Origin of the sequence: Patiriisocius hiemis (genome assembly GCF_031846325.1) — a bacterium.
GTDB classification, from domain to species: Bacteria; Bacteroidota; Bacteroidia; order Flavobacteriales; family Flavobacteriaceae; genus Patiriisocius_A; species Patiriisocius_A hiemis.
In genome coordinates, this window is sequence record NZ_JAVRHZ010000006.1 from 59,133 (window position 1) to 85,321 (window position 26,189).

General features: G+C 33.8%; 31 protein-coding genes. 14 read left to right on the plus strand and 17 right to left on the minus strand.

Annotation, left to right across the window (positions count from 1 at the left end; genetic code table 11):
* Window positions 1–9 precede the first annotated feature (9 nt).
* The gene (locus RM538_RS10260) at window positions 10–300 is read right to left on the minus strand and encodes a DUF1272 domain-containing protein (RefSeq protein WP_311333340.1); all 291 of its coding nucleotides are present in this window, start codon (window positions 298–300) and stop codon (window positions 10–12) included.
* The gene (gene tyrS / locus RM538_RS10265; RefSeq protein WP_311333341.1) at window positions 300–1,598 is read right to left on the minus strand and encodes a tyrosine--tRNA ligase; all 1,299 of its coding nucleotides are present in this window, start codon (window positions 1,596–1,598) and stop codon (window positions 300–302) included. The genes RM538_RS10260 and tyrS overlap by 1 nt, the downstream gene beginning before the upstream one ends.
* A gap of 40 nt (window positions 1,599–1,638) precedes the next feature.
* Here tyrS and RM538_RS10270 point away from each other — a divergent pair, with 40 nt between their 5' ends.
* Window positions 1,639–2,694: an NAD-dependent epimerase/dehydratase family protein gene (locus RM538_RS10270; RefSeq protein ID WP_311333342.1), complete on the plus strand. Its 1,056-nt coding sequence runs from the start codon at window positions 1,639–1,641 to the stop codon at window positions 2,692–2,694.
* Here the strand turns inward: RM538_RS10270 and RM538_RS10275 are convergent.
* From RM538_RS10275 to RM538_RS10285, 3 genes are read right to left on the minus strand one after another with little or no spacing between them, the layout of a single operon-like run.
* Window positions 2,691–3,140: a DUF4296 domain-containing protein gene (locus tag RM538_RS10275; RefSeq protein WP_311333343.1), complete on the minus strand. Its 450-nt coding sequence runs from the start codon at window positions 3,138–3,140 to the stop codon at window positions 2,691–2,693. The genes RM538_RS10270 and RM538_RS10275 overlap by 4 nt on opposite strands.
* Window positions 3,140–4,480: a dihydroorotase gene (locus RM538_RS10280; RefSeq protein WP_311333344.1), complete on the minus strand. Its 1,341-nt coding sequence runs from the start codon at window positions 4,478–4,480 to the stop codon at window positions 3,140–3,142. Before RM538_RS10280 ends, RM538_RS10275 begins: the two co-directional genes overlap by 1 nt.
* Complete coding sequence (locus tag RM538_RS10285) at window positions 4,480–5,220, minus strand: polyprenol monophosphomannose synthase (protein WP_311333345.1); 741 nt, start codon at window positions 5,218–5,220, stop codon at window positions 4,480–4,482. The genes RM538_RS10280 and RM538_RS10285 overlap by 1 nt, the downstream gene beginning before the upstream one ends.
* Before the next feature lie 85 nt (window positions 5,221–5,305).
* Here RM538_RS10285 and RM538_RS10290 point away from each other — a divergent pair, with 85 nt between their 5' ends.
* Window positions 5,306–5,989 carry a DUF4271 domain-containing protein gene (locus RM538_RS10290; RefSeq protein WP_311333346.1) on the plus strand — a complete coding sequence of 228 codons (684 nt, stop codon included), beginning with the start codon at window positions 5,306–5,308 and terminating at the stop codon, window positions 5,987–5,989.
* 27 nt (window positions 5,990–6,016) lie between these two features.
* A complete protein-coding gene (locus RM538_RS10295) occupies window positions 6,017–6,763 on the plus strand; it encodes a uroporphyrinogen-III synthase (protein WP_311333347.1) in 747 nt (248 codons plus the stop codon).
* Window positions 6,764–6,838: 75 nt separating this feature from the next.
* On the opposite strand, the gene pckA is transcribed toward RM538_RS10295, so the two are convergent.
* Entirely contained in the window at window positions 6,839–8,449 is a 1,611-nt protein-coding gene (gene pckA, locus RM538_RS10300; protein ID WP_311333348.1) for a phosphoenolpyruvate carboxykinase (ATP), read from the minus strand.
* 64 nt (window positions 8,450–8,513) lie between these two features.
* Window positions 8,514–8,915 (minus strand): DUF423 domain-containing protein, encoded by a 402-nt coding sequence (locus tag RM538_RS10305; protein ID WP_311333349.1) that lies wholly within the window; start codon window positions 8,913–8,915, stop codon window positions 8,514–8,516.
* A 70-nt stretch (window positions 8,916–8,985) separates the two neighbouring features.
* Between RM538_RS10305 and RM538_RS10310 the strand changes: the two genes are divergently transcribed.
* Window positions 8,986–10,356 (plus strand): saccharopine dehydrogenase family protein, encoded by a 1,371-nt coding sequence (locus tag RM538_RS10310; protein ID WP_311333350.1) that lies wholly within the window; start codon window positions 8,986–8,988, stop codon window positions 10,354–10,356.
* Window positions 10,357–10,433: 77 nt separating this feature from the next.
* Here RM538_RS10310 and RM538_RS10315 read toward each other — a convergent pair whose 3' ends face one another.
* On the minus strand, window positions 10,434–11,123 hold the full coding sequence (locus tag RM538_RS10315; RefSeq protein WP_311333351.1) for a zinc metallopeptidase: 690 nt from the start codon (window positions 11,121–11,123) through the stop codon (window positions 10,434–10,436).
* Between the two features lie 83 nt (window positions 11,124–11,206).
* Complete coding sequence (locus RM538_RS10320) at window positions 11,207–14,194, minus strand: leucine--tRNA ligase (RefSeq protein WP_311333352.1); 2,988 nt, start codon at window positions 14,192–14,194, stop codon at window positions 11,207–11,209.
* A gap of 144 nt (window positions 14,195–14,338) precedes the next feature.
* Between RM538_RS10320 and RM538_RS10325 the strand changes: the two genes are divergently transcribed.
* The 7 genes from RM538_RS10325 (at window position 14,339) to RM538_RS10355 (ending at window position 18,521) form a co-directional block, all read left to right on the plus strand.
* Window positions 14,339–15,217: a cell division protein FtsX gene (locus RM538_RS10325; RefSeq protein WP_311333353.1), complete on the plus strand. Its 879-nt coding sequence runs from the start codon at window positions 14,339–14,341 to the stop codon at window positions 15,215–15,217.
* Window positions 15,201–15,554, plus strand: a complete 354-nt coding sequence (locus RM538_RS10330) for a hypothetical protein (protein WP_311333354.1) — start codon at window positions 15,201–15,203, stop codon at window positions 15,552–15,554. Before RM538_RS10325 ends, RM538_RS10330 begins: the two co-directional genes overlap by 17 nt.
* A gap of 31 nt (window positions 15,555–15,585) precedes the next feature.
* Window positions 15,586–15,846, plus strand: a complete 261-nt coding sequence (locus RM538_RS10335) for a DUF3098 domain-containing protein (protein ID WP_311333355.1) — start codon at window positions 15,586–15,588, stop codon at window positions 15,844–15,846.
* A 3-nt stretch (window positions 15,847–15,849) separates the two neighbouring features.
* A complete protein-coding gene (locus RM538_RS10340; RefSeq protein WP_311333356.1) occupies window positions 15,850–16,641 on the plus strand; it encodes an undecaprenyl-diphosphate phosphatase in 792 nt (263 codons plus the stop codon).
* A 7-nt stretch (window positions 16,642–16,648) separates the two neighbouring features.
* Window positions 16,649–17,017, plus strand: a complete 369-nt coding sequence (locus tag RM538_RS10345) for a hypothetical protein (RefSeq protein ID WP_311333357.1) — start codon at window positions 16,649–16,651, stop codon at window positions 17,015–17,017.
* Window positions 17,018–17,026: 9 nt separating this feature from the next.
* Window positions 17,027–17,734 (plus strand): tRNA pseudouridine(55) synthase TruB, encoded by a 708-nt coding sequence (gene truB, locus RM538_RS10350; protein ID WP_311333358.1) that lies wholly within the window; start codon window positions 17,027–17,029, stop codon window positions 17,732–17,734.
* Window positions 17,735–17,795: 61 nt separating this feature from the next.
* Window positions 17,796–18,521 (plus strand): hypothetical protein, encoded by a 726-nt coding sequence (locus tag RM538_RS10355; RefSeq protein WP_311333359.1) that lies wholly within the window; start codon window positions 17,796–17,798, stop codon window positions 18,519–18,521.
* Here RM538_RS10355 and RM538_RS10360 read toward each other — a convergent pair.
* Complete coding sequence (locus tag RM538_RS10360; protein ID WP_311333360.1) at window positions 18,518–19,144, minus strand: thioredoxin family protein; 627 nt, start codon at window positions 19,142–19,144, stop codon at window positions 18,518–18,520. The two genes, RM538_RS10355 and RM538_RS10360, sit on opposite strands and share 4 nt — an antisense overlap.
* A 189-nt stretch (window positions 19,145–19,333) precedes the next feature.
* Here RM538_RS10360 and RM538_RS10365 point away from each other — a divergent pair, with 189 nt between their 5' ends.
* Window positions 19,334–19,897 (plus strand): DNA-3-methyladenine glycosylase I, encoded by a 564-nt coding sequence (locus RM538_RS10365; protein WP_311333361.1) that lies wholly within the window; start codon window positions 19,334–19,336, stop codon window positions 19,895–19,897.
* Here the strand turns inward: RM538_RS10365 and RM538_RS10370 are convergent.
* From RM538_RS10370 to RM538_RS10400, 7 genes are all read right to left on the minus strand, one after another.
* A complete protein-coding gene (locus RM538_RS10370; RefSeq protein ID WP_311333362.1) occupies window positions 19,894–20,232 on the minus strand; it encodes a tetratricopeptide repeat protein in 339 nt (112 codons plus the stop codon). The two genes, RM538_RS10365 and RM538_RS10370, sit on opposite strands and share 4 nt — an antisense overlap.
* Window positions 20,233–20,325: 93 nt before the next feature.
* Window positions 20,326–20,940 carry a leucyl/phenylalanyl-tRNA--protein transferase gene (aat, locus tag RM538_RS10375; protein WP_311333363.1) on the minus strand — a complete coding sequence of 205 codons (615 nt, stop codon included), beginning with the start codon at window positions 20,938–20,940 and terminating at the stop codon, window positions 20,326–20,328.
* A gap of 150 nt (window positions 20,941–21,090) precedes the next feature.
* Window positions 21,091–22,467: a short-chain fatty acid transporter gene (locus RM538_RS10380; RefSeq protein WP_311333364.1), complete on the minus strand. Its 1,377-nt coding sequence runs from the start codon at window positions 22,465–22,467 to the stop codon at window positions 21,091–21,093.
* Window positions 22,468–22,509: 42 nt separating this feature from the next.
* Window positions 22,510–22,929 carry a pepsin/retropepsin-like aspartic protease family protein gene (locus tag RM538_RS10385; protein WP_311333365.1) on the minus strand — a complete coding sequence of 140 codons (420 nt, stop codon included), beginning with the start codon at window positions 22,927–22,929 and terminating at the stop codon, window positions 22,510–22,512.
* A complete protein-coding gene (locus RM538_RS10390; protein WP_311333366.1) occupies window positions 22,926–23,105 on the minus strand; it encodes a hypothetical protein in 180 nt (59 codons plus the stop codon). Before RM538_RS10390 ends, RM538_RS10385 begins: the two co-directional genes overlap by 4 nt.
* Window positions 23,106–23,267: 162 nt before the next feature.
* Window positions 23,268–23,642 (minus strand): DUF3127 domain-containing protein, encoded by a 375-nt coding sequence (locus tag RM538_RS10395; protein WP_311333367.1) that lies wholly within the window; start codon window positions 23,640–23,642, stop codon window positions 23,268–23,270.
* A 113-nt stretch (window positions 23,643–23,755) separates the two neighbouring features.
* On the minus strand, window positions 23,756–24,586 hold the full coding sequence (locus RM538_RS10400; protein ID WP_311333368.1) for a flavin reductase family protein: 831 nt from the start codon (window positions 24,584–24,586) through the stop codon (window positions 23,756–23,758).
* Between the two features lie 94 nt (window positions 24,587–24,680).
* Here RM538_RS10400 and RM538_RS10405 point away from each other — a divergent pair, with 94 nt between their 5' ends.
* Window positions 24,681–25,847 (plus strand): sensor histidine kinase, encoded by a 1,167-nt coding sequence (locus RM538_RS10405; protein ID WP_311333369.1) that lies wholly within the window; start codon window positions 24,681–24,683, stop codon window positions 25,845–25,847.
* Complete coding sequence (locus RM538_RS10410; protein ID WP_311333370.1) at window positions 25,847–26,188, plus strand: hypothetical protein; 342 nt, start codon at window positions 25,847–25,849, stop codon at window positions 26,186–26,188. Before RM538_RS10405 ends, RM538_RS10410 begins: the two co-directional genes overlap by 1 nt.
* Window position 26,189 lies beyond the last annotated feature (1 nt).

The following is a 26,189-nucleotide window of genomic DNA, read 5'->3' on the forward strand; positions in this document are numbered from 1 at the left end:
ACTTGACCACTATCGCTCTTCTGGTAAAACATCTTTGTTTTTTCCCAAAAGCACTTTAAACTTTTCTTGATTTATTGGCTTGTAAACAATATTAGTACTACTTGGATTTCGCATTAATTCGTCTTTAGGCCTAATTGGTCTTTGTTGAAAACCGCCTCCACAATTAGGACACACATTATGCAAAACATTTTCCACACAAGAGGCACAAAAAGTACACTCATAAGAACAGATATAAGCTTCCGTACTTTCTGGCGGAAGTGACCTGTTACAATTTTCACAAGTGGGTCTTAGTTGTAGCACTACTTTACATTAATTATAAAATAATTTTTCTTTCCTCTTTGTAATAGCACAAACTGATTATTAATCAAGTCTGAAGTTGTAACACGATAGCTATCTGTAACTTTTTCTTTGTTTACAGAGATGGAATTCTCTTTTAAAGCTCTTCTAGCCTCTCCATTAGATTTTAAAAAACCTGTCTTTTCAGCAAGTGCTCCAATAATATCTATTCCTTCTTCTATCTCTTGGCGAGTTATTTCGGCTTGAGGCACTCCTTCAAAAATATCCAGGAATGTTTCGGCATCTAGTGATTTTAAATCTTGTGAAGTAGAACGGCCAAATAATATTCCAGAAGCAGCAACTGCTTTTTCATATTCCTCAATGCCATGAACAGTCGTGGTAACTTCTTGTGCCAATCTTTTTTGTAATAAACGAGTGTGTGGTGCTTCTCCATGTTCAGTAATAAGCCCTTCAATAGTCTCTTTATCCAAAAAAGTAAAAATCTTAATATACTTTGCGGCATCTTCATCACTTGTGTTTAACCAATATTGGTAAAATTTATAAGGAGAGGTTCGCTTTGCATCTAACCAAACATTTCCGCCTTCACTTTTGCCAAACTTACTTCCATCACTCTTAGTAATTAGAGGGCATGTTAAAGCATATCCTTTACCACCACCTATTCTTCGTATTAATTCGGTACCAGTAGTAATGTTACCCCATTGGTCACTCCCGCCCATTTGTAAAGTGCAATCGTGATTTTTATAAAGGTGTAAAAAATCATAGCCTTGTACGAGTTGGTAGGTAAACTCTGTAAAGCTCATACCCTCCGTGTCTTCTCCAGAGATTCTGTTTTTAACAGAGTCTTTTGCCATCATGTAGTTTACAGTAATATGTTTTCCAACATCACGAATAAAATCTAAGAATGAAAACTCCTTCATCCAGTCATAGTTATTAACCATCACAGCTTCATTAGGCTTACCACTAGTAAAATCTAAAAATTGAGATAGCTGTTTTCGAACACATTCTTGATTATGACGTAATGTTTTTTCATCTAGTAAATTACGTTCACTAGACTTTCCAGATGGATCTCCAATCATTCCAGTTGCACCACCAACCAAAGCATAAGGTTTGTGTCCTGCTCTTTGATAGAAAGAAAGTAACATAATAGGAACTAGATTTCCTATGTGTAAGGAGTCTGCCGTTGGGTCAAAACCTATATAGGCAGCTCTCATTTGTTCTAGTAAATGGGTTTCGGTTTCTGGCATTACATCATGCACCATCCCTCTCCATTTTAATTCTTCTACAAAGTTTGAAATACTCATCTATCGTTGTTTATTTTTTTAACCTTGCAAAGATAGGTTGATGCCTGCAAACACAAAAGAGTATTGTAAAAAAGAGTACTTTTATAGTATGATTTTAGTTACAGGAGGTACAGGTCTTGTGGGAAGCCATTTGTTATATTTTTTATTGAAAAGTAACACTACCGTTCGTGCTATCCATAGAAAAAATAGTGACTTAGTTGCTGTAAAAAAAGTTTTCTCTTATTACACAAAAGAAGTTGAAGAGACCTATGCTAGAATTGAATGGTGTGAAGCCAACCTTACAGATATTCCTGCACTTACTGAAGCATTTAAAGACATTAAACACGTTTATCATGCTGCGGCATATATAAGTTTTGATCCTAAAAATTATTATAAGCTCAAGAAAAGTAATATTGAAGGAACAGCAAATATTGTAAATATGTGCTTAGCCAATAAGGTTAAAAAAATTGTATATGTTAGCTCTGTTGCTACATTGGGAAAGACAAACGACAACAGCGCTATTACTGAAAAAACCCAATGGAATGCTGAAGGTAAAAATAGCGTTTATGCAATTACAAAATTTGGTGCAGAAATGGAAGTTTGGCGAGGTACACAGGAAGGGTTAAACGCTATAATTTTAAACCCAAGTATTATTCTAGGTTCTGGGTTTTGGGATGAAGGGAGTAGCAAGCTTATTAAAAATGCCATAGAAGGCCAAAGATATATAACCAAAGGAGGTAATGGCTTTGTAGATGTTATAGATGTTGTAAAAGCATTAATTACTTGTATGAATAGTAATGTATCTAATGAGCAATATATTCTCAATGGAGCAAATGTATTGTACAAAGATTTCTTTGAGAAAATCGCAACAATTGCAGGAAGTAAGCCTCCAAGCACTTATATTTCTAAATGGATTTTACTAGTTGCTACAACGATAGACTGGTTTATTTCTACTCTTTTTGGAACAAAAAGAAAGCTTCTTAAATCTATTGTAAGCTCCATGTTTACAGTATCTAGTTACGATGCTTCAAAAATTGAACAAGAATTTGAGCTTAATTTTACTCCTATTGAAGAAACACTAGAGAGAGTAGTTAAACGCTACAAGCAAGAAAGTTAATTATCTTCCTCCTCAGAGGTCTGTGATTCTATTAAGAGTCCTTCTTCGGCATTAACAACACTATCCTTTTTTTCTTTTGTAATACCCTCCTCTTTATCAATAACTTCTACAATACTATCCTTCTCTATTTTTAGGGCAGCAAGATTTTTTTCAACTTTTAAAAATATGGACTCATATGTATCCATATCTGAAGCATAATATGTATTACTCTTTACAAATTGAAGGCTGTCAATACCAAATTTCGAGTATATAAAACTATCTAACTTAATTCCGTTTTCTCTAATAAACCTGCTGTCTACACTTCTAGCGGCATTAGTTAAATAAGTTTCCGTATAAATAGAAACCATTTTCTCTTCAGAAATAAGGTCTTTTGGTTTTTCTGGTCGCTTTACATCACTACAAGAAAATAGCAAAAGAAAAAATGATAGGTAGTAAAGAAACTTCATTATCTAGTAAAAGTTAAACGTTCTCCTCTGTTTTCAGCAGGGTATTTTCCGTTGTCATAAGCAATGGCTCCATTTACAAAGGTATACACAACTCTTGCTTTAAAAGTACTTCCTTCAAAAGGAGACCAGCCACATTTATACGCAATATTATCTTTTGTTACTGTCCAAGGAGCATTGGGGTCTACCAAAACCAAATCTGCTTTGTACCCTTTTCTTATAAATCCTCTATCCTCAATTTGAAATAAAATAGCGGGGTTATGCGCAGTTTTTTCTACAATTTTTTCTACAGTTATTCGGTCTTTAAAGCTCATCTCAAATAACGCCTCTAGTGCATGTTGCACTAATGGCCCTCCTGATGGCGCCTTAGTATATACATTATCTTTTTCTTCTAATGTATGTGGTGCATGGTCTGTTGCAATAACATCAATACGGTCGTCATTAAGTGCTTTCCATAAACCATCTTTGTCTTTTTGGGTCTTTACAGCTGGATTCCACTTTATTTTTGTGCCTTTGGTTTTATAATCTTCGTCTGTAAACCAAAGATGATGAATACAAACCTCTGCGGTAATTTTCTTTTCAGCTAGTGGCTTTTTATTATCAAAAAGATGTGTTTCTTTTTCTGTTGAAAGATGAAAAACATGCAAACGTGCTCCTGTTTTTTTTGCTAGCTCTATTGCTTTTGAAGATGATAAATAGCAAGCTTCTTCACTTCTAATAATAGGGTGAAGTTCAATAGGGATGTCTTCTCCATATTCTGCAATATATTTTTCTGTATTTGCTTTAATAGTTGACTCATCCTCGCAATGCACAGAAATCAATAAATCTGTTTTGCTGAAAATCTCTTCTAAAGTCTTAGGGTTATCCACTAACATATTTCCTGTTGAAGACCCTAAAAACAACTTTAATCCGGCAACTTTATTTTTATCAACCTTAAGGATTTCTTCAAGGTTATTATTAGTCCCTCCAAACATAAACGAATAGTTTACCCAAGATGTTTCTGCTGCTATATTAAATTTATCTTCTAAAAGCTCAATTGTTGTTGCTTGCGGAACTGTGTTAGGCATTTCTATAAAAGAGGTAATACCTCCTGAAGCAGCTGCCTTAGACTCTGTAGCAATAGTTGCCTTATGTGTTAGTCCTGGCTCTCTAAAGTGCACTTGGTCATCTATCATACCTGGAATTAAAAACATCCCATCTGCATCAATTACTTTTGTGTCTGAAGATTTCACACTTATGCTTTCTGAAATATCACTAATTCTATCATCTTCAATTAGTAAATCTCCTTGAAAGCTTTTGCCTTCATTAACTATCGTTGCATTTTTAATTAAAATTGTCCCCATTAAATTTCATTAAAGTTGTTTCCCCCAAATAAACTTCTAAATTTCATTTTTAGTACGCCAAAGATTGCTTCAGAAATAATTCCGCCACTCATCTTAGACTCTCCTTTAGTCCTGTCTGTAAAAACAACAGGAACCTCCACTATTTTAAATTTTGCCAAATAAGCCTTAAACTTCATTTCTATTTGAAAGGCATACCCTACAAACTTTATTTTATCAAGATTAATTTTTTCTAAAACAGCTCTTTTGTAACAAATAAAACCTGCTGTCGTATCATAGATTTTCATTCCAGTAATCACTCTCACATATCTTGAAGCTCCCCAAGAAAGTAAAACTCTACTCATTGGCCAGTTTACAACATTCACTCCAGTTACATAACGGGATCCAACAGCTACATCATAATTCTCTTTAAAACAAGCATTGTAAAGACGTATTAAGTCATTTGGGTTGTGAGAAAAATCTGCATCCATCTCAAAAATATATTCATAATGGGCTGCCAATGCCCACTTAAACCCTGCTATATATGCAGTCCCCAAACCCATTTTTCCTTCTCTTTCTAATAAATGTAAGCGCTCCGGAAATTCTGAAAAAAGTGTTCTTACTTGCTTTGCAGTACCGTCTGGAGAGTTATCATCTACAACTAAAACATCAAAGTCGCGTTGCAAAGAAAAAATGTTTCTAAGCAGCCTCTCTATGTTTTCAATCTCATTGTAAGTAGGTATAACGACTACCGCATTAGACATACGCAAATTTTAGAACAAATGTACTATTTTTACTATAACTTGACAGCTCAAAATCAAGCTAAGTCGCTTTTTATAAAAGGGATTTATGCTGTACATTAGTACCATGAGTATTGCATTACAATATGTACAAAGAGAAGTAAGTTCGCTTGACTGGATAACAGCTTTACTTGTTTGTTGTATAGTATTACTTACCATTGTAAAGTACAAATACCCAAATAGGTTTCAAGAATTTATAAAGCTCCCACTAACAGATACTTATTTTTTAGTACAAGGTAAAGGCAATGTTGTACAACATCCCTTTAATATGCTACTCTTTGTGATACAAATTATTGGTTTTTCACTTTTGTTATATAGCAGTTTTACAGTTTTTTTTCCTGAAGAAGTTTCTACTAACAACTACCTTTTTATACAAATTGCTTCTGCATATACGCTATTTGCCTGCTGTAAATTTTGTGTAGAAAAAATTGTGGGAACCACGCTTTCTATAGATACTCTTGTAAATAAATATCTTTACTACAAACTTACCCATAGAAACTTAATAGGAATACTCGCACTTATTTGTTCTATTTTTTTGTTTTATGTAGTAAACCCTAGTCCAACAATTTTTATAGTTATTGCAGCAATCATCGTGCTTCTCAACTGTATTTCGCTGTTTTACAGTTATAAAACACACAGTAAATTAATTATAGGCAATTTCTTTTATTTTATTTTGTATCTTTGCGCTCTCGAATTTTCACCCTACATCATACTCTATAAAGTATTGATATAGTACGTAAGATTTAAAATAAAGATGCATATGAAAGTGAAGACTATTTTAGTTTCTCAGCCCGAACCTAAGGTTGAAAACTCCCCATACTTCGATTTAATCGATAGACAGAAAGTTAAAATAGATTTTATCCCTTTTATACACGTTGAAGGCGTATCTGGAAAAGAAGTTCGTGGACAAAAAGTTGATCTTAATGATTATACTGCCATTATACTTACTAGTAGAAACGCCGTTGACCACTACTTTAGAATTGCTGAAGAATTACGATTTAAAGTGCCAGATACAATGAAGTATTTTTGCCAGAGTGAAGCTGTGGCCTATTACTTACAGAAATATGTAGTCTATAGAAAGCGTAAAATCTATGTAGGGAAAAGAACATTTACAGAGCTATCACCACTCATTAAAAAATACAAAACAGAGAAGTTTTTACTTCCCTCTTCAGATAAATTAAAACCTGAAGTTCCTAAAGTACTTGATGAGCTTGGTGTAAACTGGAAGCAGTCTACTTTTTACAGAACTGTTGTAAGTGACTTGTCTGATTTAAGAGATGTGTACTATGACATCTTAGTGTTTTTTAGCCCAAGTGGTATTGAATCTTTGCTTCAAAACTTTCCAGATTTTGAACAGAATGATACACGTATTGCTGTTTTTGGGAACACTACTATAAAAGCTGCTACTGAAAATGGATTACGTGTGGATATAAAAGCGCCTACTCCAGATACTCCTTCCATGACAATGGCTCTCGAAAAATACATTAAGCAAGCAAATAAGAAATAAATAGATTAATCATCTATTTCAATAAAAAAAGAGCTAACAAAACGATAGCTCTTTTTTTGTGCTTCTTTTTTTGGTTTAACCACCTAAAGGTGCTCCGCCTAGAATTTCTTCATTAGCATAACTTTCAAATTTTTTGAAATTTTCTTTGAATGACTTAGCTAATTTGTGTGCCGTCTCGTAGTATCCTTCATCATTATTCCAAGTTTTTCTTGGGCTTAACACTTCGGTTGGAACATTTGGGCAAACTCTAGGTTGCTGTAACCCAAAAACAGAATGTATATGATAATTATCCTTATTTGCCTCTTCTAGTGAGCCATCCATCGCTGCAGTAATCATAGCGCGAGTATATTTCAACTTCATTCTACTTCCAATTCCATAAGGACCTCCTGTCCAGCCTGTATTTACCAACCAAACGTTTACACCAGCTTCTTGCATTTTTTTACTTAGCATCTCTGCATACTTAGTTGGGTGTAACGGCATAAATGGCGCTCCAAAACAAGCCGAAAAACTAGGAACTGGTTCATTAATTCCTGCTTCTGTACCAGCCACCTTAGCCGTGTAACCACTTATAAAGTGATAGGCTGCTTGACCAGGAGTAAGTTTTGAAATTGGAGGCAATACTCCAAAAGCATCTGCTGTTAAAAAGAAAATATTTTTAGGGTTCTTACCAATAGAAGGTATTTGAATATTGTCTATATGATAAATTGGATAACTTACCCTTGTATTTTGAGTAATTGAGGTATTTGTATAATCTACATTAGCATTGTCATCCATGATTACATTTTCAAGTATGGCTCCAGGTTTAATTGCATTGTAAATATCTGGCTCATTTTCTTTAGATAGATTAATCACTTTTGCATAGCACCCTCCTTCAAAATTAAAAATGGTGTTTTCAGCCGTCCAGCCATGTTCGTCATCACCAATTAGTTTTCTTTTAGGATCTGCAGAAAGAGTTGTTTTGCCCGTTCCAGAAAGCCCAAAAAAGATAGCAGTTTCACCATCTTCTCCTACATTAGCAGAGCAATGCATTGGCATTGTATTTTTATCAACAGGAAGAATAAAATTAAGTGCTGAAAAAATACCTTTTTTGATTTCACCTGTGTATCCTGTTCCTCCTATTAGTGCAATTTTTTTAGTGAAGTTTAAAATAGCAAAGTTATGTTGTCTTGTACCATCAACTTCAGGATCTGCCATAAATCCAGGCGCGTTTATAATAAGCCATTCTGGATCAAAACTATCAAGTTCTTCTTCAGTAGGTCTTAAAAACATATTATACGCAAACATATTGGACCAAGGATACTCATTAACTACACGTATGTTTAATTTATAGTTTTCATCTGCACAAGCATAACTATCTCTAACATACACTTCTTTTTCAGATAAGTAATTTGTTACTTTATCGTAAAGCGCGTCAAATTTATCTGCCTCAAAAGGGATATTTATGTCTCCCCACCATACTTTGTCACGTGTAATATCATCTTTTACTATAAATCTGTCTTTTGGAGAACGACCTGTAAACTCACCTGTATTAACAGCTAGCGCACCGCTATTAGCTTCTTTACCTTGGTTTTTTTGTAATGTTTCTTCGTGAAGTTCTGTTGCAGAAAGTTGGTAATGTATTGTTGCACTCTTGATTCCGTATTTGTCTATCGAAATCGTTTTCGTAGTTTGGTTCTTATCTACCATACTTTTAGTTTGTTGTGTGGGACAAAAGTAATAAATATGAAATAGAAATTATCGTTAAAAAAACTTAATTATCCCCTCTAATTGTTAATAAATTATAGCCCAGATAACACCACCCTATTATAAAAAGTAATCCACCTATTGGGGTGATTGGACCTACAAATGAAATTGAAAAAGGCAGAACTGCCTTTAAAGCAAGTAGATAGATTGATCCTGAAAAAAGTAACATTCCTAAGCAAAAAACTCGAAACACAATTTTCTTTACCTTTTCTGGAATACGTCTTGTTAATCCAATAATGAACAATGCAACAACATGGTACATTTGGTAACGCACTCCTGTTTCAAAAGTATTAATAGCTTCTTGAGACACTAATCTTTCTAATCCATGAGCGCCAAAAGCGCCAATTCCAATTGTTAATGCAGCCAGAAAACAGGCAATACTTACAATTTTTTTATCAAGTTTATTCATAGTTATCTCTACAATTTAGTACTTTCGCTAGCCAACAAAAGTTTCGTACAAAGATACCAAAAACCAACGCATGAGAAACATATTAATTATTGGAGCAGGACGTTCTGCGACTAGTTTAATTAAATATTTGTTAGATAAATCTGAAGCTGAAAAACTTTTTATAACCATTGGTGATATTTCTATTCAAAATGCCCAAAAATTTACAGATGGGCACCCCAATGGACGTGGTATTCTTCTAGATGTTTTTAATGAAGTACAACGTAGAGAAGCAGTACAACAAAATGACCTTGTTATTTCTATGCTTCCTGCTCGATTTCATATAGAAGTAGCTAGAGATTGCCTAAAATTTGGTAAGCATATGGTTACTGCCTCATACATAAGTGATGAGATGCAAAACCTCAACAAAAAAGTAACTACAAAAGGTTTGGTTTTTATGAATGAAATTGGTCTTGACCCAGGTATAGACCATATGAGTGCCATGCATGTAATAGACCGCATACGAGATAAAGGTGGAAAAATGTTGTTGTTTGAAAGTTTTACAGGAGGATTAGTAGCCCCTGAAAGTGACACAAATCTTTGGCATTATAAGTTTACTTGGAACCCAAGAAATGTTGTTGTTGCAGGACAAGGAGGTGCCGCAGAATTTATTCAAGAAGGCACCTACAAATACATCCCATATCACAGACTGTTTAGACGTACAGAATTTTTAGATGTTGAAGGATATGGAAGGTTTGAAGGGTATGCAAATAGGAACTCCTTAAAGTACAAAAGTATTTATGGGCTTGAAGATGTACTTACACTATATAGAGGAACCTTACGCCGTGTAGGATTTAGTAAAGCATGGAATATGTTTGTACAATTAGGCATGACAGATGATGGGTATAGTATCCCTGATTCTGAAAAACTATCGTACAGAGACTTTATAAATCTATTTTTGCCATATTCTCCAACAGACTCGGTAGAACTAAAAATGCGTCATGCACTTAAAATAGACCAAGATGATTTAATGTGGGAAAAGCTTTTGGAGCTAGATATTTTTAATCCTGAAAAGAAAATAGGCATCAAAGAAGCAACCCCTGCAAAAGCATTACAACGTATTCTAGAAGATAAATGGACACTAGCTCCAGAGGACAAAGATATGATTGTGATGTACCATAAATTTGGATACGAACTAGATGGGGAGAAAAAACAAATAGACAGTACTATGGTTATTAAAGGGGATGACCAAACCTATACTGCTATGGCAAAGACCGTTGGCTTACCTGTTGCTATTGCTGCGCTTAAAATTTTAAATGAAGAAATTACGACACCCGGCGTACAACTTCCTATAGCAAAAGAAGTTTATGAACCTATTTTAAAAGAATTAGAAAGCTACGGAATCACATTTAATGAAAAACATGTCCCCTATTTAGGTTACAATCCTGAAGGAGTTGTTGGTTAATATAAAACAAGGTTGAGGGTAAAAGTCCAAGATTAATGATCACAAACTTGGACTTTACATTTAATTCATCATTAAAATCACCTTCTGTTTAAGAAAATCATTATAAAATATAGTAAGGTTGCTAACGACCCTAAAGCTGCTACTACATAAGTTCTTGCCGCCCATTTTAAGGCATCTTTAGCTCCCGCATGCTCTTCTTGGGTTACCATATTTTCACGTTCTAACCATACCAAGGCACGCTTACTAGCATCAAACTCAACTGGTAATGTGATAAATGCAAAAAGTGTAGTTACTGCAAAAAGGATAATCCCTATTAAGAAAATAGTATTCCCAAGTAAAGACCCTGATACTGAAAGCACCAATCCCGCCATTATTACAATATTAGAAAGTTTACTACTTATTCCTACTGCTGGTACAATAGCACTTCGCATTTTTAACCAACTATATGCTTTTGCATGTTGTACTGCATGACCTACCTCATGGGCCGATACAGCTGCTGCAGCTGCATTACGTTCATTATAGACAACATCACTTAAGTTTACGGTCTTATTTCTTGGATTATAATGGTCTGTAAGTTGTCCAGGTGTAGAAATAACCTGTACATCGGTTATACCATTGTCTGCCAACATTTTTTCGGCAATTTCTTTACCACTCATTCCATTTTGTAACCTAACTTTTGAGTAGTGTTTAAATTTACTTTTTAGCTTATTACTTACATACGTACTTACTAAAAATATAATTCCTGCGAGTATATAATATCCTATCATACTTATTACCCACAAAAGTGGGTATCTATTTTAATTATTAAACCTAATTTCAAACTAAATATAGCAAAAAGTATGCTAGTTTGTTACCCCACAATATTTACAATCTTTCCTGGCACAACAATTACCTTTTTAGGCGTTCTACCTTCGAGATAATGCGCGGTTTTCTCATGTGCCATTACGGCAGCCTCAATATCGTCTTTGCTCATATTTAATGGCAATTCTAGCGTGAAACGCATTTTTCCGTTAAATGATATTGGATACTCTTTACTACTTTCAACCAAGTGACTTTCGTTAAAAACAGGGAATGGAGCTGTGCTAATACTCTCACTTTTCCCTAACTTTTTCCAAAGCTCTTCTGCGATATGTGGCGCGTAGGGAGAAATCAAGACAATTAAATTTTCTAGTATTTCTCTGCTGGTGCATTTTTGAGCAGTTAACTCATTAACCGCAATCATAAACGTAGAAACTGATGTATTAAAACTGAAGTTCTCAATATCTTCTTCTACTTTCTTAATAGTTTTATGAAGTGTTTTTAAGCTATCTTTTGTAGGCGCTTCTTCTGAAACCATAAAGCTTCCTTCGGCTCCTTGATGATATAACTTCCATAGTTTTTTTAGGAAACTATGTACTCCAGTAATACCCGCAGTATTCCATGGTTTGTATTGCTCTAATGGCCCCAAGAACATCTCGTACAAACGCAAACTATCTGCTCCATATTGTTCGCAAATATCATCTGGGTTTACGACGTTGTATTTTGATTTGGACATTTTTTCTACATCCCTAGAAACTTTAAAAGTTCCATCATCTTCAGTAATAAACTCAGCATTTTTAAATTCTGGGCGCCAGTTTTTAAAAGCTTCAATATCTAATTCATTCGAAGAATTAACAAATGATACATCAGCATGAATTGGAGTAGGAATAATAGTTAAACTTTCCAACATATAATCTTCCACGCTAGCAATCAGAGCAAGTCTCTTTTTTAGGTTATTTAAATACTCTGAATTTTCATTGGAATCAATATTTATCAATTCCTCTGAGTAAGTTAAATAAACATTTTCAAGACTTTTTATCACTTGAACTCCTGTTTGGTCATCTTCAGAATTATCAAAGAACATGTAATTTAACCTAAATACAAAAGCACTCGTTCCCAAAATCATTCCTTGGTTTATCAACTTTTTAAAAGGTTCATCTACATCCACAAAACCTCTATCATGCATAAACTTTACCCAAAAACGGCTATACAATAAATGCCCTGTGGCATGCTCTGCACCGCCTATGTATAAATCTACATTTTCCCAATACTTAAGTGCATCCTCTGTTGCAAATACTTCTCCTCGATTGGCTTGCTCTTCCATATACCTAAAAAAGTACCAAGAACTGCCTGCCCAACCTGGCATAGTGTTTAACTCTAATGGGAAAATTGCTTTATGATCTACAAGGTCATTGCTAACTACATTGTTTTTCTCTGTATCCCAAGCCCATACATCTGCTCTTCCCAATGGCGGTTCACCTTCTTCGGTAGGTAAGTATTTTTCTACTTCTGGTAAAGTGATGGGCAAATGCTCTTTGGCTATCATTTGCGGCATTCCATCTTTATAATATACCGGAAAGGGTTCTCCCCAATAGCGTTGACGGCTAAACACAGCATCGCGCAAACGATAGTTTGTTTTTCCTTTACCTTGACCTATTTGATCAAGTTCATAAATAGCACGTTTGGTTGCTTTTTTGTAATTCATTCCGTCAAGGAAATCACTATTTGCAATCTTGGTAGTTGCTTTATCGGCAAAGGCTTCTTCGCTAATATCTACTCCTTCAAAAATATTTGGGATCGCAATATTAAAATGCTTTGCAAAATCATAATCTCGCTGGTCACCACAAGGTACCGCCATAACAGCCCCAGTTCCATAACTAGCAAGCACATAATCCCCAATCCAAATTGGGATAGGTTCTTTAGTAAAAGGATGTTCTGCATAGGCTCCCGTAAACGCACCACTAATGGTTTTTACATCTGCCATACGATCGCGTTCACTTCGCTTTGCAGTTGCAGTAATGTATGCTTCAACTTGTTCTTTTTGGTCAGTAGTTGTTATTTGTGAAACCAACTCGTGCTCTGGTGCCAAGGTCATAAATGAAACACCAAAGATGGTATCTGGACGTGTTGTAAAGACCTCAATAGTAGCGTCATGGTTTTGTACATTAAATGTAACAGAAGCTCCAACCGATTTACCAATCCAGTTACGCTGACTTTCTTTTAAAGCATCTGTCCAGTCAATGGTTTCTAATCCCTGTAACAAACGCTCTGCGTAGGCAGAAATGCGCATGGACCATTGGATCATTTTTTTTCGAATAACAGGATGGCTTCCACGTTCAGAAACACCATTCACAATTTCGTCATTAGCCAAAACAGTCCCTAAAGCTGGACACCAATTTACTTCAGTTTCTGCCAGGTAGGTTAATCTATATTGCAATAAAATTTCTTGCTTCTTTGATTCAGAAAAACTATTCCAGTCTTCAGCAGAAAAAGAAGGTACATCATCATCACAAGCGGCGTCTACTTTGCTATTTCCTTCCGAAGAAAAAATTGAAACCAATGTTTCTATTGCTTCGGCTTTGTTCGTTTCGTTATTATACCATGACTCAAAGAGTTGGATAAAAATCCATTGGGTCCATTTGTAATAGTTTGGGTCACTAGTTCGGACTTCCCGGCTCCAATCGAAAGAAAAACCAATCTGGTCTAGTTGTCTACGATAGGTTTTTATATTTGCCTCTGTAGTAACTGCTGGGTGCTGCCCCGTTTGTATTGCATACTGTTCTGCAGGTAACCCAAAGCTATCATATCCTTGTGGGTGTAATACATTAAATCCTTTGTGACGCTTATATCGTGCATAAATATCACTTGCGATATATCCTAATGGATGCCCCACATGTAGTCCTGCTCCTGATGGATAAGGAAACATATCTAATACATAATATTTAGGCTTATCACTTTGATTACTGGCCTTAAATGTTTGGTTTTTTGTCCAGTAGTCTTGCCACTTTTTTTCAATATCGTTAAAATGATACTTGCTCATGTTTTTCATTTGAAAATAGGCGTCAAATTTACAGCTATTGTACGAAAGACAAAAGTTTAAACGTTAGTAAACTACAAGGGTATAAAACTTCTTGAGCAGTCCTCTTTAGTTTTGTATTTTTACAACTAAATTCTAACCTAGTATATGGCATCTTCTTTTGAAAAATACCAAAAACGCAGATTGATATCTTCTTACTTTTCGGTAGTAATAAGTATTTCTTTAGTCTTATTTTTATTGGGGCTTTTAGGGCTTTTGGTACTTAACGGTAAAAAAGTTGGCGACCATTTTAAAGAACAAATTCCTATTTCAATTTACTTAAAAGACAATGCTAAAGAAGTTGAAATAACGCAGTTAAAACAGAGTTTAGCCCTAGCAGAATACACCAAATCTGCAACTTTTGTTTCTAAAGAAGAGGCTGCTGAAAAGCATACTGCAGAAATTGGAGAGAATTATATGGAGTTTCTGGGATATAACCCACTACAGAATAGTATTGATGTTAGAATGATTGCCGAATATGTTACTCCAGAAAAAATTGAAGAGATAGTTTCTGAAATTTCGACTAAAAGTTTTGTTGATGAAGTGGTGTACGATAAGCCTCTAATTCAAAAACTATATGATAATCTTAAAAAAATAAGTCTTTGGGTGCTTATTATAAGTGGCGTATTTACATTTATTGCTGTGTTGTTAATAAACAGTTCTATACGTTTATCTGTTTATGCAAAGCGTTTTACCATTAAGACCATGCAAATGGTAGGCGCAACCAAACGATTTATTAGACGTCCTTTTATTTGGAAGAGCGTTAGACTAGGAGTTTTAGGGTCTTTAGTTGCGATGATAGGTATGGCATTGGTTTTATTCTACCTCAACAAAACTTTTCCAGAATTACAATTGTTGGACGATACGTTGTTACTTGGTAGTTTGTTTGCATTTATCTTTTTAATGGGATTTGTAATTACTTGGATAAGTACATTTTTTGCCACACAACGTTTCTTAAATTTAAGAACAGATGAACTCTATTATTAAAATAATTACGTTTGTATGTGTAGCACTATTGTTGCAAAGCTGCATTGTTATTACAGGATCACCAGAAGACTGTGAGGTTGTAGAAATTACTGTAAATAAAATTTATGAAGGTGGTGAAAAGGATATTGTATTTGCAGAAGATAACGGAGATTTCTATTACATTAATAGAGGGCTTGAACAAGGGTACACCCTGGAAGGATTGCGAGGATACGTTTTAAATAAAAAAGCTACCTTGCATCTTGCAAATACATTAGTGGGAGGCTCTAATCATATTGCACAAATAAAAGTTAGCGATAGTATTATTTTTACTGAATTTACAAAGCAATCAACAGAATAAAGTATAACATCAATCAAAAATCAAATACATCATGGGAGAACAAAAAAGAAAAATAGCAGCAAAACAAAAGTCGTTTATTTTTGAAGCCAAAAACTATAAGTTTATGCTTATTGGGATTGCCTTTATTGCCATTGGTTTTATTTTAATGATGGGTGGTGGTAGTGATGACCCAACGGTTTTTAATCCAGAAATTTATAGCTGGAGACGCATTCGCTTAGCACCTGCACTTATATTAATAGGTTTTGGTATTGAGGTGTATGCTATTTTATTAAATCCGCACAAAGAAAAATAATCTATGGAAGTATGGGAAGCTATTGTTCTTGGAGTTGTCCAAGGCTTCACAGAATTTTTACCAGTTTCCTCTAGCGGTCATCTAGAACTAGGCAAAGCCATTCTTGGCGATACTAGTGTTCCTGAAGAATCCTTATTATTTACTGTTGTGCTTCACTTTGCAACAGCACTAAGCACTATTGTTGTTTTTAGAAAAGATATTTTAGAAATCCTAAAGGGACTATTCTCTTTTTCGTGGAATGAAGAAACGCAATTTGTTTTTAAAATAGGTGTTTCTATGCTACCAGCTGTTGTGATAGGCTTACTTTTTGAAGAACAACTAGAAGCCTTTTTTGGGGGAAGTATCGCTTTTGTAGGTGCTATGCTTATAGTAACAGCCATACTATTATGGCTTGCGGACAAAGCTAAAAATACAGAAAAACCAGTATCCTTTAAAAATGCTTTTGTAATTGGTATTGCACAAGCAATAGCTATGCTACCAGGTATCTCCAGAAGTGGTGCTACTATTTCTACTTCGGTATTGCTAGGTAACGACAAAAGTAAAGCAGCTAGGTTTTCATTTTTAATGGTAATTCCTTTAATCTTTGGAAAAATTGCAAAAGACCTTCTTGGTGGAGAACTCACTACGAGTGCTACTAACTATACAACCTTGGGGTTAGGGTTTCTAGCTGCCTTTGTCTCTGGTTTAATAGCCTGTACATGGATGATACAGCTTGTTCGTAAAAGCAAACTTTCCTATTTTGCTATTTATTGTCTAATAGTAGGTGTGATTGCCATTATTGTTAGTTTAAAATAGTTTTAAAATGAAATACCTTGGAATAGAAAATAATAGAGACGCTTTTGACTTTAAATTTGAAGGTAAAGACACCTCAAAAGTAAAACCTGTTTTAGACACTTTTTTTGAAAAATGCGGTTATAAAAATTTAGGTTTTACTTACAATAAAAACACCTACGAAAAAGGAAACCGCACTACTCGATTACTTTTAGGAGCTTTTGTTACTTATCATAAAATGGATGTGTTATTTCTTGAAGAAGAAAACTTAACACTTAGGCTTCTAAAGGCTTCTTCTGGTATGTCTGGCGGGATAATTGGTATGAATCAAGCAAAAAGTGAGTACACTATAATCTCAAATCAATTAAATGATTATTTTGAAAATGAATCATTTATTTAAAAGACAGACATGTCAAAAAAAACACAACTCACATTAGAAGACTACCAAGCTGGACAAGTATTATTGATAGACAAGCCATTAGAATGGACTTCTTTTCAAGTAGTAAATAAAATTCGATGGCTTATTAAAAAGCAATTTGGTATTAAAAAAATAAAGGTTGGGCATGCGGGAACACTAGACCCTCTCGCAACAGGATTGCTTATTTTATGCACAGGTAAATTCACTAAAAAAATTGAAACCTACCAAGCACAGCATAAAGAATATACAGGAACTATAACATTAGGCGCTACTACACCTAGCTATGATTTAGAGACTGAGGTTGACAGCACTTTTAATACCTCAAAACTAACTGAAGCACTAATAAAGGAAACTACATCTCAATTTATTGGCGAAATCCAACAAAAACCTCCTATTTTTTCAGCATTGCAAAAAGACGGTAAGCGCCTTTATGAATATGCTCGAGCAGGAGAAAAAGTGGACATTCCTACAAGAAAAGTGCATATTTCATCTTTTGAAATCATTCAAATTAACTTTCCTGATGTACATTTTAAAGTTTCTTGCAGTAAAGGAACCTACATACGGTCTCTTGCGCATGATTTTGGTAAAGCTTTAGACAATGGCGGGTATCTTTCGGCATTACGAAGGACTAAAATAGGTGATTTTAAAGTAGATAATGCTGTTAGTATCAAAGCTTTTGAAGCAGCACTAACACGTTAAAAAAGCCTTAATATTCAGTTGTTTGTAGTATTTTTCGGCAAAAAATGTGTTCTTTGTAGCTATGAATTTTAATTATTCATTACGAGCATTTTTAATTACTGCGCTTCTCTTCGGAATTTTATACCTCACACTTTACAGTATTAAATTAACGAAGCAACAAGAAGTTGTATTAGAGAGTTATGATGTTGAATATTCTGAAGAATTACTTCTTCCAGAGGAAGAATTAGAAGAACTAATTGAAGCTCCCAAAACAGCTATTGAAACAAATAGAGCCTATAATGAAGCTGAAAAGTTTATAAAGTCTTTAGAAAACGAGCGTAATGAGACTCCAGAAGAAACTACTGAACAAAAACTTGCAAAGTTAGATGCCGCTATTGCTGAAACCTATGGAAACGATAATGGGGCTCGCGTAAGAGAAGCCAAAAAGAGGATTGAAGAGACTAAAAAGAAGCTTGAAGATAGTAAAAAGAAGAATAGTACTAAGCTAGAAAGTAATGGCAATAGTAGAAAAACTACAATAAGTTATCGCCTTGTAGAAAGAAAAACACTTGCATTACCTAACCCTGTGTATACCTGTGATGGAGGTGGAAAAGTTGTTATTTCTATACAAGTAAGTGATATTGGGAAAGTAGTAAAAATGGACTACAACAAAAATCTATCTACAACTACTAATGGTTGTCTTATCGATAGTGCGTTAGAATACGCATCTAAAGCGAGATTTACCTCAAAAAGTGGAAAAAGCAAGCAACTTGGTACTATTACTTATAATTTCCCAGGAAAACGTTAGTTTTCTTTTAGTAATTTATAAATATCTTCTGCAGTACTAATCCCCTTATCTTTATTATACCAAATCTGTAAATCTTGCTTAAATTCTGGAGTTAAACTTCCATGTTGCGCTTTAAATTCATTCACCATTTTAATAGCGGGAGAAGGTCTAGGCCCCCAGTCTGCTACAATGGAATCACTTTCATTATCAAGTATTATTAGTTTTGGAATAGACATTCCTCCATTGGTTAAAAAATGGTTCATTAGTGCTACATTTTTATCTCGTAACGCTACCCTAAGATTTATAGAAGGTGCTAATTGAGATAATTTATACAACATAGGCATGGTTTGAGCGGCATCACCACACCAGCTTTCGGTTAAAACTAACCACGTTTGTTTCTTAGTAAAACCACTAAAAAAAGCATTAATTGTATCTGGAACAACCATCTTTTTATCATGTCTATTCATTCTCGAATTGTTAAGCAAAGTATATTGTACAAGGTCTTCTGTTTGAATTGGCCCAGTAGTTGTCTTATTTTCTGTATGGGTTGCTACTAGGTCTCTATATTCAGGATAGCTTATTGCAATTGCAAGTGTATCTTTATAAAGTTTCACTATTTCTGTAGTACTAATTTCTTTTTGCATAGAAGTATTCATGAATTTTAAGACGCCTAAAACTACTAAAACTTACTATATTTAACGTACTGTGATTTGATGTTTATAAAAACCTTATTGTCTATCTGTTCGAGTGACTTTGAGGAACGAAAAATCCACTAGAAGCGACCAATTATGAAAAGTATAATTGATTATATTATTTGAAACTAAATCAATAAAATGATTAAAAAAAGATGTCCATGGTGTGGAGAAGACCCACTATATATTGCGTATCACGATAAAGAATGGGGAGTTCCTGTAAAAGATGATGCCACACTTTTTGAATTTTTAATGCTAGAGACTTTTCAAGCAGGACTAAGTTGGATTACAGTACTAAAGAAAAGAGAAAACTTTAGAAAAGCTTTTGACGGTTTTGACTATAAAAAAATTGCTAAGTATTCACAATCAAAAATTGATAGTTTACTTGAAGATGCCGGCATTATAAGAAATAAGCTGAAGGTAAAAGCAACCGTGACTAATGCACAAGCTTTTATAAAAGTACAAGAAGAGTTTGGTAGTTTTAGTGATTACATTTGGAGCTTTGTAGACGGAGCTCCAATAAAAAATAACCTTAAAACTATGGCTGAAGCTCCAGCAAATACACCTTTGAGTGATGCTATTAGCAAAGATTTAAAAAAGAGAGGGTTTAAATTTGTAGGCTCTACTGTTGTGTATGCACATATGCAAGCAACTGGTATGGTAAATGATCACCTAGTAGATTGTTTTAGATACAATGAAGTTTAGTTTGTACTAACAGTTTTATTGGATAAGTACTTGTTATCTTCGGTGTACAATCCAAGCGCTTTAAGTGATTGTTTATATCTAAATTTTAGGGTAAGATCTTTTGTAGGTTCTGTTTCAAATAATTTTTCGTACCACTTTTTTGCTTGCTCGTAGTTGCTCTTAAAATAGTGAGCATTTGCCAAATCTTTATACACTAATGGTGTTCCATAGCCTTCTTTAACAACCTGTTCATAGACTTTAGTAACATCAACATCACTATTTACATCTGTTTGTGCCGAAATAGTAAAGAAACAAACTAATGAAAGTATAAAAACAAAAGGTTTAAAAAAATTCATGTAAGAAAATTCTTATTTGTTTTACAAATATAGTCTTTTAAAAGCATTATTTAAACTCTAAATAACCTAAAACCATGTATTTAATCGAAAAAATTATTCTAAACACTTTAAAAATTGTTCTCTTTCAATTTCTTTGGCTCCTAAGCTTTCTAGATGAGGCGTATACATTTGACAATCTATAAATCTATATTTTTTAACTTTTAAAAAATTAACCAAATAGTATAATCCAACTTTTGATGCATCACTAACCTTACTAAACATACTTTCTCCACAATATATTTTTTTGTCTTGTAAATCAACCCCATATAGCCCCCCTACTAGCTCTTTTCCTTGCCATACCTCAACAGAAAGTATATGCCCCTTTTTATATAAATTGCTGTAAGCATCAATCATTTGTTCTGTGATCCAAGTACCTTTTTGTCCTCCTCTAGTAATGGTTGCACAATTGGTAATTACATCTTTAAATTTAGTGTTAAATGTTACTGAAAAGTGATTATCTCTAATTGTCTTTTTTAAACTTTTTGAAACTTTAAAGTCCTCCAAAAACAAGACCATTCTTGGGTTTGGAGACCACCACAAAATAGGTTGGTCCTCTTCATACCAAGGAAAAATACCTGAATTGTATGCGGCTAGCAAACGCTCTTGAGACAAATCACCTCCTACTGCCAAGAGTCCGTCTTTATTTGCTTTTGAAGGATGTAGAAACATATAATTAAAACCGCTATTTAAGGATACAAGGTATTAATTTAAGATTGTTTTATAAATACAATTTTGACACTTAAGTAAAAGTGTTCGAGCATTTTTATTGTCAAAACTGGATAAGTAAGCCTTATAGATACCTACCCTCTAAGCAATTTATTAAAAAAGTAATAATCCAGTTAAAAACACCACACATCCTACTAACATAAGTATCAAAGTATATGGTAAAATCTCTCGAGCTTTTAATTTTGTGATTCCCAATAAAGGTAATGCCCAGAAGGGTTGCAGCATATTAGTTATTTGATCTCCATATGCTAGGGCCATAATTGCTTTAGGTAATGGCACTCCTAATTTTAAAGCAGATTCAACAACAATAGGCCCCTGTACCGCCCATTGTCCTCCTCCACTAGGCACAAAAACATTTACTAGACCTGCGCTAAAAAAAGTAAAAATAGGAAGTGTAGTTTCTGTTGCAATAGAAACAAAAAAGTTAGAAATTTCCACCACCATGCCACTATCACGCATAATCCCCATAATACCAAAGTATAAAGGAAATTGAATTAATATTCCCGTTGCTCCTTTAATAGCTTCGTCTAATGCTCTTAGAAAACTTGAAAAATTACCATGCAAAACTAACGCTAGCCCAAGCATAAAAAAATTAAGCAAGTTTGGTGTTATTGCTAGACTACTTAAATTACCGAAATATTGATAAAAAAATACGCCTAGCACCAATACTCCAAAACCAATACCTACCCATTTTGAAAAATCAATCCGTTCTGCACCTTCAAGTTTTTTGGTTTGAGGACTTTCAGTTACATAAGCCGGTAAATTAATTTCTGTAGTTTTTACTCTTTTTGAAGTTTGATATAACACAAACGGTAATAAAATTAACAACACTAGAAATAAAAGTAGATTTTGTGTACTAAAAATAGTTTCAGAAAAAGATATTGCATTTGGTAAATTTTGTACTACTCCTACATCACTAATGCCCATCATTAAGCTTGCCAAATGTCCACTTTCGGCAACTTTAAGAGGGGCGCTACCACTTATACCTCCATGCCAAACCATAAGACCAACATATCCTGCGGCACCAATTAGTGGGTAGTTTATTTTAAAATTTCTTTCCTGGGCAGCTTCCGCAACTTTACGTGCCATAATAGCTCCAAAAATGAGTCCTAAGCCCCAATTGAAAAAAGAAACTAATAAAGTGGTTACGCATACTAAAACCACAGCATTTGATGTATTACTCACAAGATTAGTTAACCTCTTAATAAGTTTGCTCATAGGCTTGCTAAGAACTAAAATATGCCCAAGTACTAGTATAAGCATCATTTGGTAAGCAAAAACCAGTAGGTTAGTGTTCCAAATACCATTTTCCCAATAAGATAGTATTGCTAAAAAGTGATTTTCTGAACCTGGAGCTTCAGTAAAAAAATAGGCTAGGGCTATGGTGAGTATAGTAAGTAAAACGGCTATTGTAAAAGGAGAGGGTAAAAATCTTTTAAAGAGATTTTCTATAGTAGTAGTTATTTGCATCTAGTAAAAATAAAAAATCCTGCCAATTGGTAAGATTCATTCCTAAAACTCTAGTATTATAATCTTCTTTTTATAATCTAATGTCATCTTTAATCCATTAAAAAAGATGTTAGACCCAATAAGTGGAGATGCATTTTCTAATCCCGTACATCCAACAGTAATATCTTTAAACGATTTTATTGGTTTATTTGATGTATTTAGTATTGTGATATCTAAGTTGTGATTCCAAAATTTAACTGGTGCTTGAGTAATTCCATATCCATCAATGGAAGTCTTAGAATCTTCGACAACATTTAATCCTACTTTGTTAATTAAGAATTTTGGAAATATTGTTAAATCAGATCCTGTATCGATTAAAGCTTCAGCAATATAGCTCTTCCCGTTTTTGGGGTTAGTATAAAGTAGAGGAATTAGAGGTCTATATCTTCCTTCCTGTTCTGTAAATGGATATTCTACTTTCAAAAGACAAAAGAATATTTTGAACTTGGGACAAAACTTAAAATATACTCTCTCCCACTAGCTTCAGCGATTTTATCAACTTCTTCAATTTTAGTTCCTTGCGCTAAAATTTTATCGGTTTTTAAATCTTTAGCTATATATGTATACAAAACAACTTTATTTTTATTTTCTTCGACCATTTACATAATTTTAATGCTAAACAACGTGCATTTATTATACCAATTTAAAATAAAAATACATCAAATAAGAGAATTTGGGCAAAAAATACTAACATTTGGTTGTTAGTAACGATAAAATCCTACCAATTGGCAGGATTTTATGATTATTTAAATCTTAACTAGCTAAAAAGGAAGGTCATCGTGATCTTCTTCTTTTAAGTCGTTTGCAGGTTCAAAAGCTTCTGCTGGAGGTATAGGAGGCATATCTGCAGAAACGGATTGGTCTACATTTTCTATTCGCCATCCTTGTATAGAGTTAAAATACTTTACCTCTCCTTGAGGGTTTGTCCACTCTCTACCTCTAAGGTTGATACTTACTTTTACATTTTGACCCACTTGATAATTGTTTAATAGGTCTGTTTTATCTTGTACAAACTCAACTAATATATGTTGTGGGTATTGCTCTTCAGTAGTGATTACTAATTCTCTTTTTCTAAAACCGTTGTTTCCGTAGGTTTTAGTTTCGTCAATTAATTTTATTTTTCCTTGAATTTCCATATTCTAATTTATGCTTTCTATTGTTTGTAATCAAACAGGCTGTAATTTAGTTTCAAAAGTAAAAACTTCAAAGGTAAAACCCTTACTTTTCTATACTGTTTTTTAACGAGTTATCAAGAAGTGGTTAAAGCTTTCCAAGCTTCTTTAACATCCCCTTTTTTTAATAATTCTTGAGCTCTTTTGTGGGTATTAATATCTTCTGAAACAAATTGTAACGCGCTTTCTGGTAACCCTTCTACATTCCCTAACATCCCTAAATCGTTCCCAGTAAGAATTTTACTTAACCGTATTTTTTCAGGTAAGGCATCAACACCAATCCCTAAGGTTGTGAGAGGTTTGGGAACTACAAACATACCTTCTTTAGCTCTATTATACCAGTTTCCACCCATACGTGCCACCGCATCAATCTTGACTGGATCAATCTTTCCTTCGGTATCTAATATAGCTTCATTAATGTGTAGTTGCACCACCTCACAGATTACTAAATTACCTGCACCTCCTTCTTTACCAAGCTCAACTACTTCTTTTACTTTACATTCAAATTGTACAGGAGCCTCGGCTACTCTTGGAGGTTTTACTTTTTGTGAAGGAGATTCTGTAAAACCTGCTTTTACAAATTCATTTACTCCCTTAGCATATTCTGTAGAAGACAATGACATTTGTTGTACCATAGGGTAGCTTACTATGTTTATAACTACTTCTTTGGTTTCTAGCACATTTTCCAAGGTATGTTTGGTTGTATTATTTCTAACTCTCCTTGCTGGAGAAAATATCATAACTGGAGGGTTTGCACTAAATACATTGAAAAAACTATAAGGAGAAAGATTTACATTTCCTTTTAAATCTATTGTACTTGCAAAGCAAATAGGTCTAGGAGCAACAGCTCCCAGTAAATAACTATGCAATTTTCCTGTAGAAACTTCTTTTGGGTCTATTGTAATCATTGTACAAAGATATTTAATATTAAGTGCTTAAAAATGAAATTAAACAATAATAGTCACATATTTACTTTATATATTTAGCCAATAATACTGCAATATGATTACCAAAAATTCGGTAAACCGTTGGATTTATATTTTAGGTTCGGTTACTATTATTAGTCTTATTTTATGGAATACGTATTCTTTTTTTAATCAGTTAAAAGAGAATGAACGAAATAAAATGTCCCTTTGGGCATCTGCTCAACAAGAACTTGAAGAATATCAATTAAGTGATAAAGCAGAATTAAGCCCTTTAATTTTAAAAACTATATCTAGCAATTCTACTACCCCTCTTGTAGTATATACGCATTCGCAAGACAGTTACACCTTAGGTAATTTTTCATCAAAAGACTCCCTAGAAATAGTTACAAATAATAGGTATGAAGAATATGTGGAGCGTTTCTCAAAAGAATACACCCCCCTTGAAGTTACTTTTCAAGGAGAAAAACTACAAACTATTTACTATGGAAATTCTCCAATAATTAACAAGCTTAAATATTATCCTGCTGGTTTAATACTCATTTTAGTCTTGTTTATTACAGCAATTTATTTCTTTTATAAAACCTCAAAATCATCAGACCAAAACAAGCTATGGGCTGGTATGGCAAAAGAAACAGCACACCAAATAGGCACACCACTTTCATCACTTGTAGGATGGACCGAAATTTTGAAATCTGAAAATATAAACCCAGATTATATCGCTGAAATTGAAAAGGATGTTGATCGTTTAAAAACAATAACTGAACGCTTCTCTAAAGTAGGTTCTGTCCCAAAGCTTGAAAAAACGGAGCTTATTAAAGAAACAAAAGAAGCTTTTGATTATTTAAAGAATAGAAGTTCTAAGCTAATAGATTTTAAAATAGACACTCCAAAAGAGCCATTATACGTAATGCTAAATTCTCAACTATATGGCTGGACCGTCGAAAATCTAGTGAAAAATGGAATAGATGCTATGAAAGGTAAGGGAACAATCACAGTAAGTATTTCCCAAAATAGTAAATATGCCATTGTAAATGTTACTGATACTGGAAAAGGAATTCCTAAAAGTAGTTTTAAAAAAATATTTAACCCTGGTTACACTACCAAGAAACGTGGATGGGGGTTAGGACTATCGCTCGCAAAGCGTATAATCGAGGAATATCACAACGGAAAGATTAAAGTGTCTAGTAGTAGCATTGGAAAGGGAACTACATTGCAAATCTCTCTAAAAATATTAAAAGAATAATGGCTAAAGAAAGACAAATACTACATAAATCTAAAATTGCAAATAATTGTCCTACTTGTTATGCAAATAATGATTTAGAATTTACTTTTTCTCAAGAAATAGCAGAAAACCCTTTATTTATAATGCCATCTAAAGAAGTAGAGGAAACATTATTTTGTCATAATTGTAACAATACTATTTATCCTGTGAATTGGGATGAAGATATTGAGCGAGTGTATGAATACCACAAAAAATTAGCCGATCCAAATAAAGCCTCTTTTAAGCTTAAAACACTAGGGTATATTTTAGTTATTGGAGATATTTTACTGCTGCTATATTTAGTTTATTACTTTGCTAAATAAG

What these genes read in the sequence shown, in the direction of transcription:
- tyrS (WP_311333341.1), bottom strand. Translation starts at nt 1,598, where the DNA reads ATGAGTATTTCAAACTTTGTAGAAGAATTAAAATGGAGAGGGATGGTG.
- RM538_RS10270 (WP_311333342.1), top strand. Translation starts at nt 1,639, where the DNA reads ATGCCTGCAAACACAAAAGAGTATTGTAAAAAAGAGTACTTTTATAGT.
- RM538_RS10275 (WP_311333343.1), bottom strand. Translation starts at nt 3,140, where the DNA reads ATGAAGTTTCTTTACTACCTATCATTTTTTCTTTTGCTATTTTCTTGT.
- RM538_RS10280 (WP_311333344.1), bottom strand. Translation starts at nt 4,480, where the DNA reads ATGGGGACAATTTTAATTAAAAATGCAACGATAGTTAATGAAGGCAAA.
- RM538_RS10285 (WP_311333345.1), bottom strand. Translation starts at nt 5,220, where the DNA reads ATGTCTAATGCGGTAGTCGTTATACCTACTTACAATGAGATTGAAAAC.
- RM538_RS10290 (WP_311333346.1), top strand. Translation starts at nt 5,306, where the DNA reads ATGCTGTACATTAGTACCATGAGTATTGCATTACAATATGTACAAAGA.
- RM538_RS10295 (WP_311333347.1), top strand. Translation starts at nt 6,017, where the DNA reads ATGAAAGTGAAGACTATTTTAGTTTCTCAGCCCGAACCTAAGGTTGAA.
- pckA (WP_311333348.1), bottom strand. Translation starts at nt 8,449, where the DNA reads ATGGTAGATAAGAACCAAACTACGAAAACGATTTCGATAGACAAATAC.
- RM538_RS10305 (WP_311333349.1), bottom strand. Translation starts at nt 8,915, where the DNA reads ATGAATAAACTTGATAAAAAAATTGTAAGTATTGCCTGTTTTCTGGCT.
- RM538_RS10310 (WP_311333350.1), top strand. Translation starts at nt 8,986, where the DNA reads ATGAGAAACATATTAATTATTGGAGCAGGACGTTCTGCGACTAGTTTA.
- RM538_RS10315 (WP_311333351.1), bottom strand. Translation starts at nt 11,123, where the DNA reads ATGATAGGATATTATATACTCGCAGGAATTATATTTTTAGTAAGTACG.
- RM538_RS10320 (WP_311333352.1), bottom strand. Translation starts at nt 14,194, where the DNA reads ATGAGCAAGTATCATTTTAACGATATTGAAAAAAAGTGGCAAGACTAC.
- RM538_RS10325 (WP_311333353.1), top strand. Translation starts at nt 14,339, where the DNA reads ATGGCATCTTCTTTTGAAAAATACCAAAAACGCAGATTGATATCTTCT.
- RM538_RS10330 (WP_311333354.1), top strand. Translation starts at nt 15,201, where the DNA reads ATGAACTCTATTATTAAAATAATTACGTTTGTATGTGTAGCACTATTG.
- RM538_RS10335 (WP_311333355.1), top strand. Translation starts at nt 15,586, where the DNA reads ATGGGAGAACAAAAAAGAAAAATAGCAGCAAAACAAAAGTCGTTTATT.
- RM538_RS10340 (WP_311333356.1), top strand. Translation starts at nt 15,850, where the DNA reads ATGGAAGTATGGGAAGCTATTGTTCTTGGAGTTGTCCAAGGCTTCACA.
- RM538_RS10345 (WP_311333357.1), top strand. Translation starts at nt 16,649, where the DNA reads ATGAAATACCTTGGAATAGAAAATAATAGAGACGCTTTTGACTTTAAA.
- truB (WP_311333358.1), top strand. Translation starts at nt 17,027, where the DNA reads ATGTCAAAAAAAACACAACTCACATTAGAAGACTACCAAGCTGGACAA.
- RM538_RS10355 (WP_311333359.1), top strand. Translation starts at nt 17,796, where the DNA reads ATGAATTTTAATTATTCATTACGAGCATTTTTAATTACTGCGCTTCTC.
- RM538_RS10360 (WP_311333360.1), bottom strand. Translation starts at nt 19,144, where the DNA reads ATGCAAAAAGAAATTAGTACTACAGAAATAGTGAAACTTTATAAAGAT.
- RM538_RS10365 (WP_311333361.1), top strand. Translation starts at nt 19,334, where the DNA reads ATGATTAAAAAAAGATGTCCATGGTGTGGAGAAGACCCACTATATATT.
- RM538_RS10370 (WP_311333362.1), bottom strand. Translation starts at nt 20,232, where the DNA reads ATGAATTTTTTTAAACCTTTTGTTTTTATACTTTCATTAGTTTGTTTC.
- aat (WP_311333363.1), bottom strand. Translation starts at nt 20,940, where the DNA reads ATGTTTCTACATCCTTCAAAAGCAAATAAAGACGGACTCTTGGCAGTA.
- RM538_RS10380 (WP_311333364.1), bottom strand. Translation starts at nt 22,467, where the DNA reads ATGCAAATAACTACTACTATAGAAAATCTCTTTAAAAGATTTTTACCC.
- RM538_RS10390 (WP_311333366.1), bottom strand. Translation starts at nt 23,105, where the DNA reads ATGGTCGAAGAAAATAAAAATAAAGTTGTTTTGTATACATATATAGCT.
- RM538_RS10395 (WP_311333367.1), bottom strand. Translation starts at nt 23,642, where the DNA reads ATGGAAATTCAAGGAAAAATAAAATTAATTGACGAAACTAAAACCTAC.
- RM538_RS10400 (WP_311333368.1), bottom strand. Translation starts at nt 24,586, where the DNA reads ATGATTACAATAGACCCAAAAGAAGTTTCTACAGGAAAATTGCATAGT.
- RM538_RS10405 (WP_311333369.1), top strand. Translation starts at nt 24,681, where the DNA reads ATGATTACCAAAAATTCGGTAAACCGTTGGATTTATATTTTAGGTTCG.
- RM538_RS10410 (WP_311333370.1), top strand. Translation starts at nt 25,847, where the DNA reads ATGGCTAAAGAAAGACAAATACTACATAAATCTAAAATTGCAAATAAT.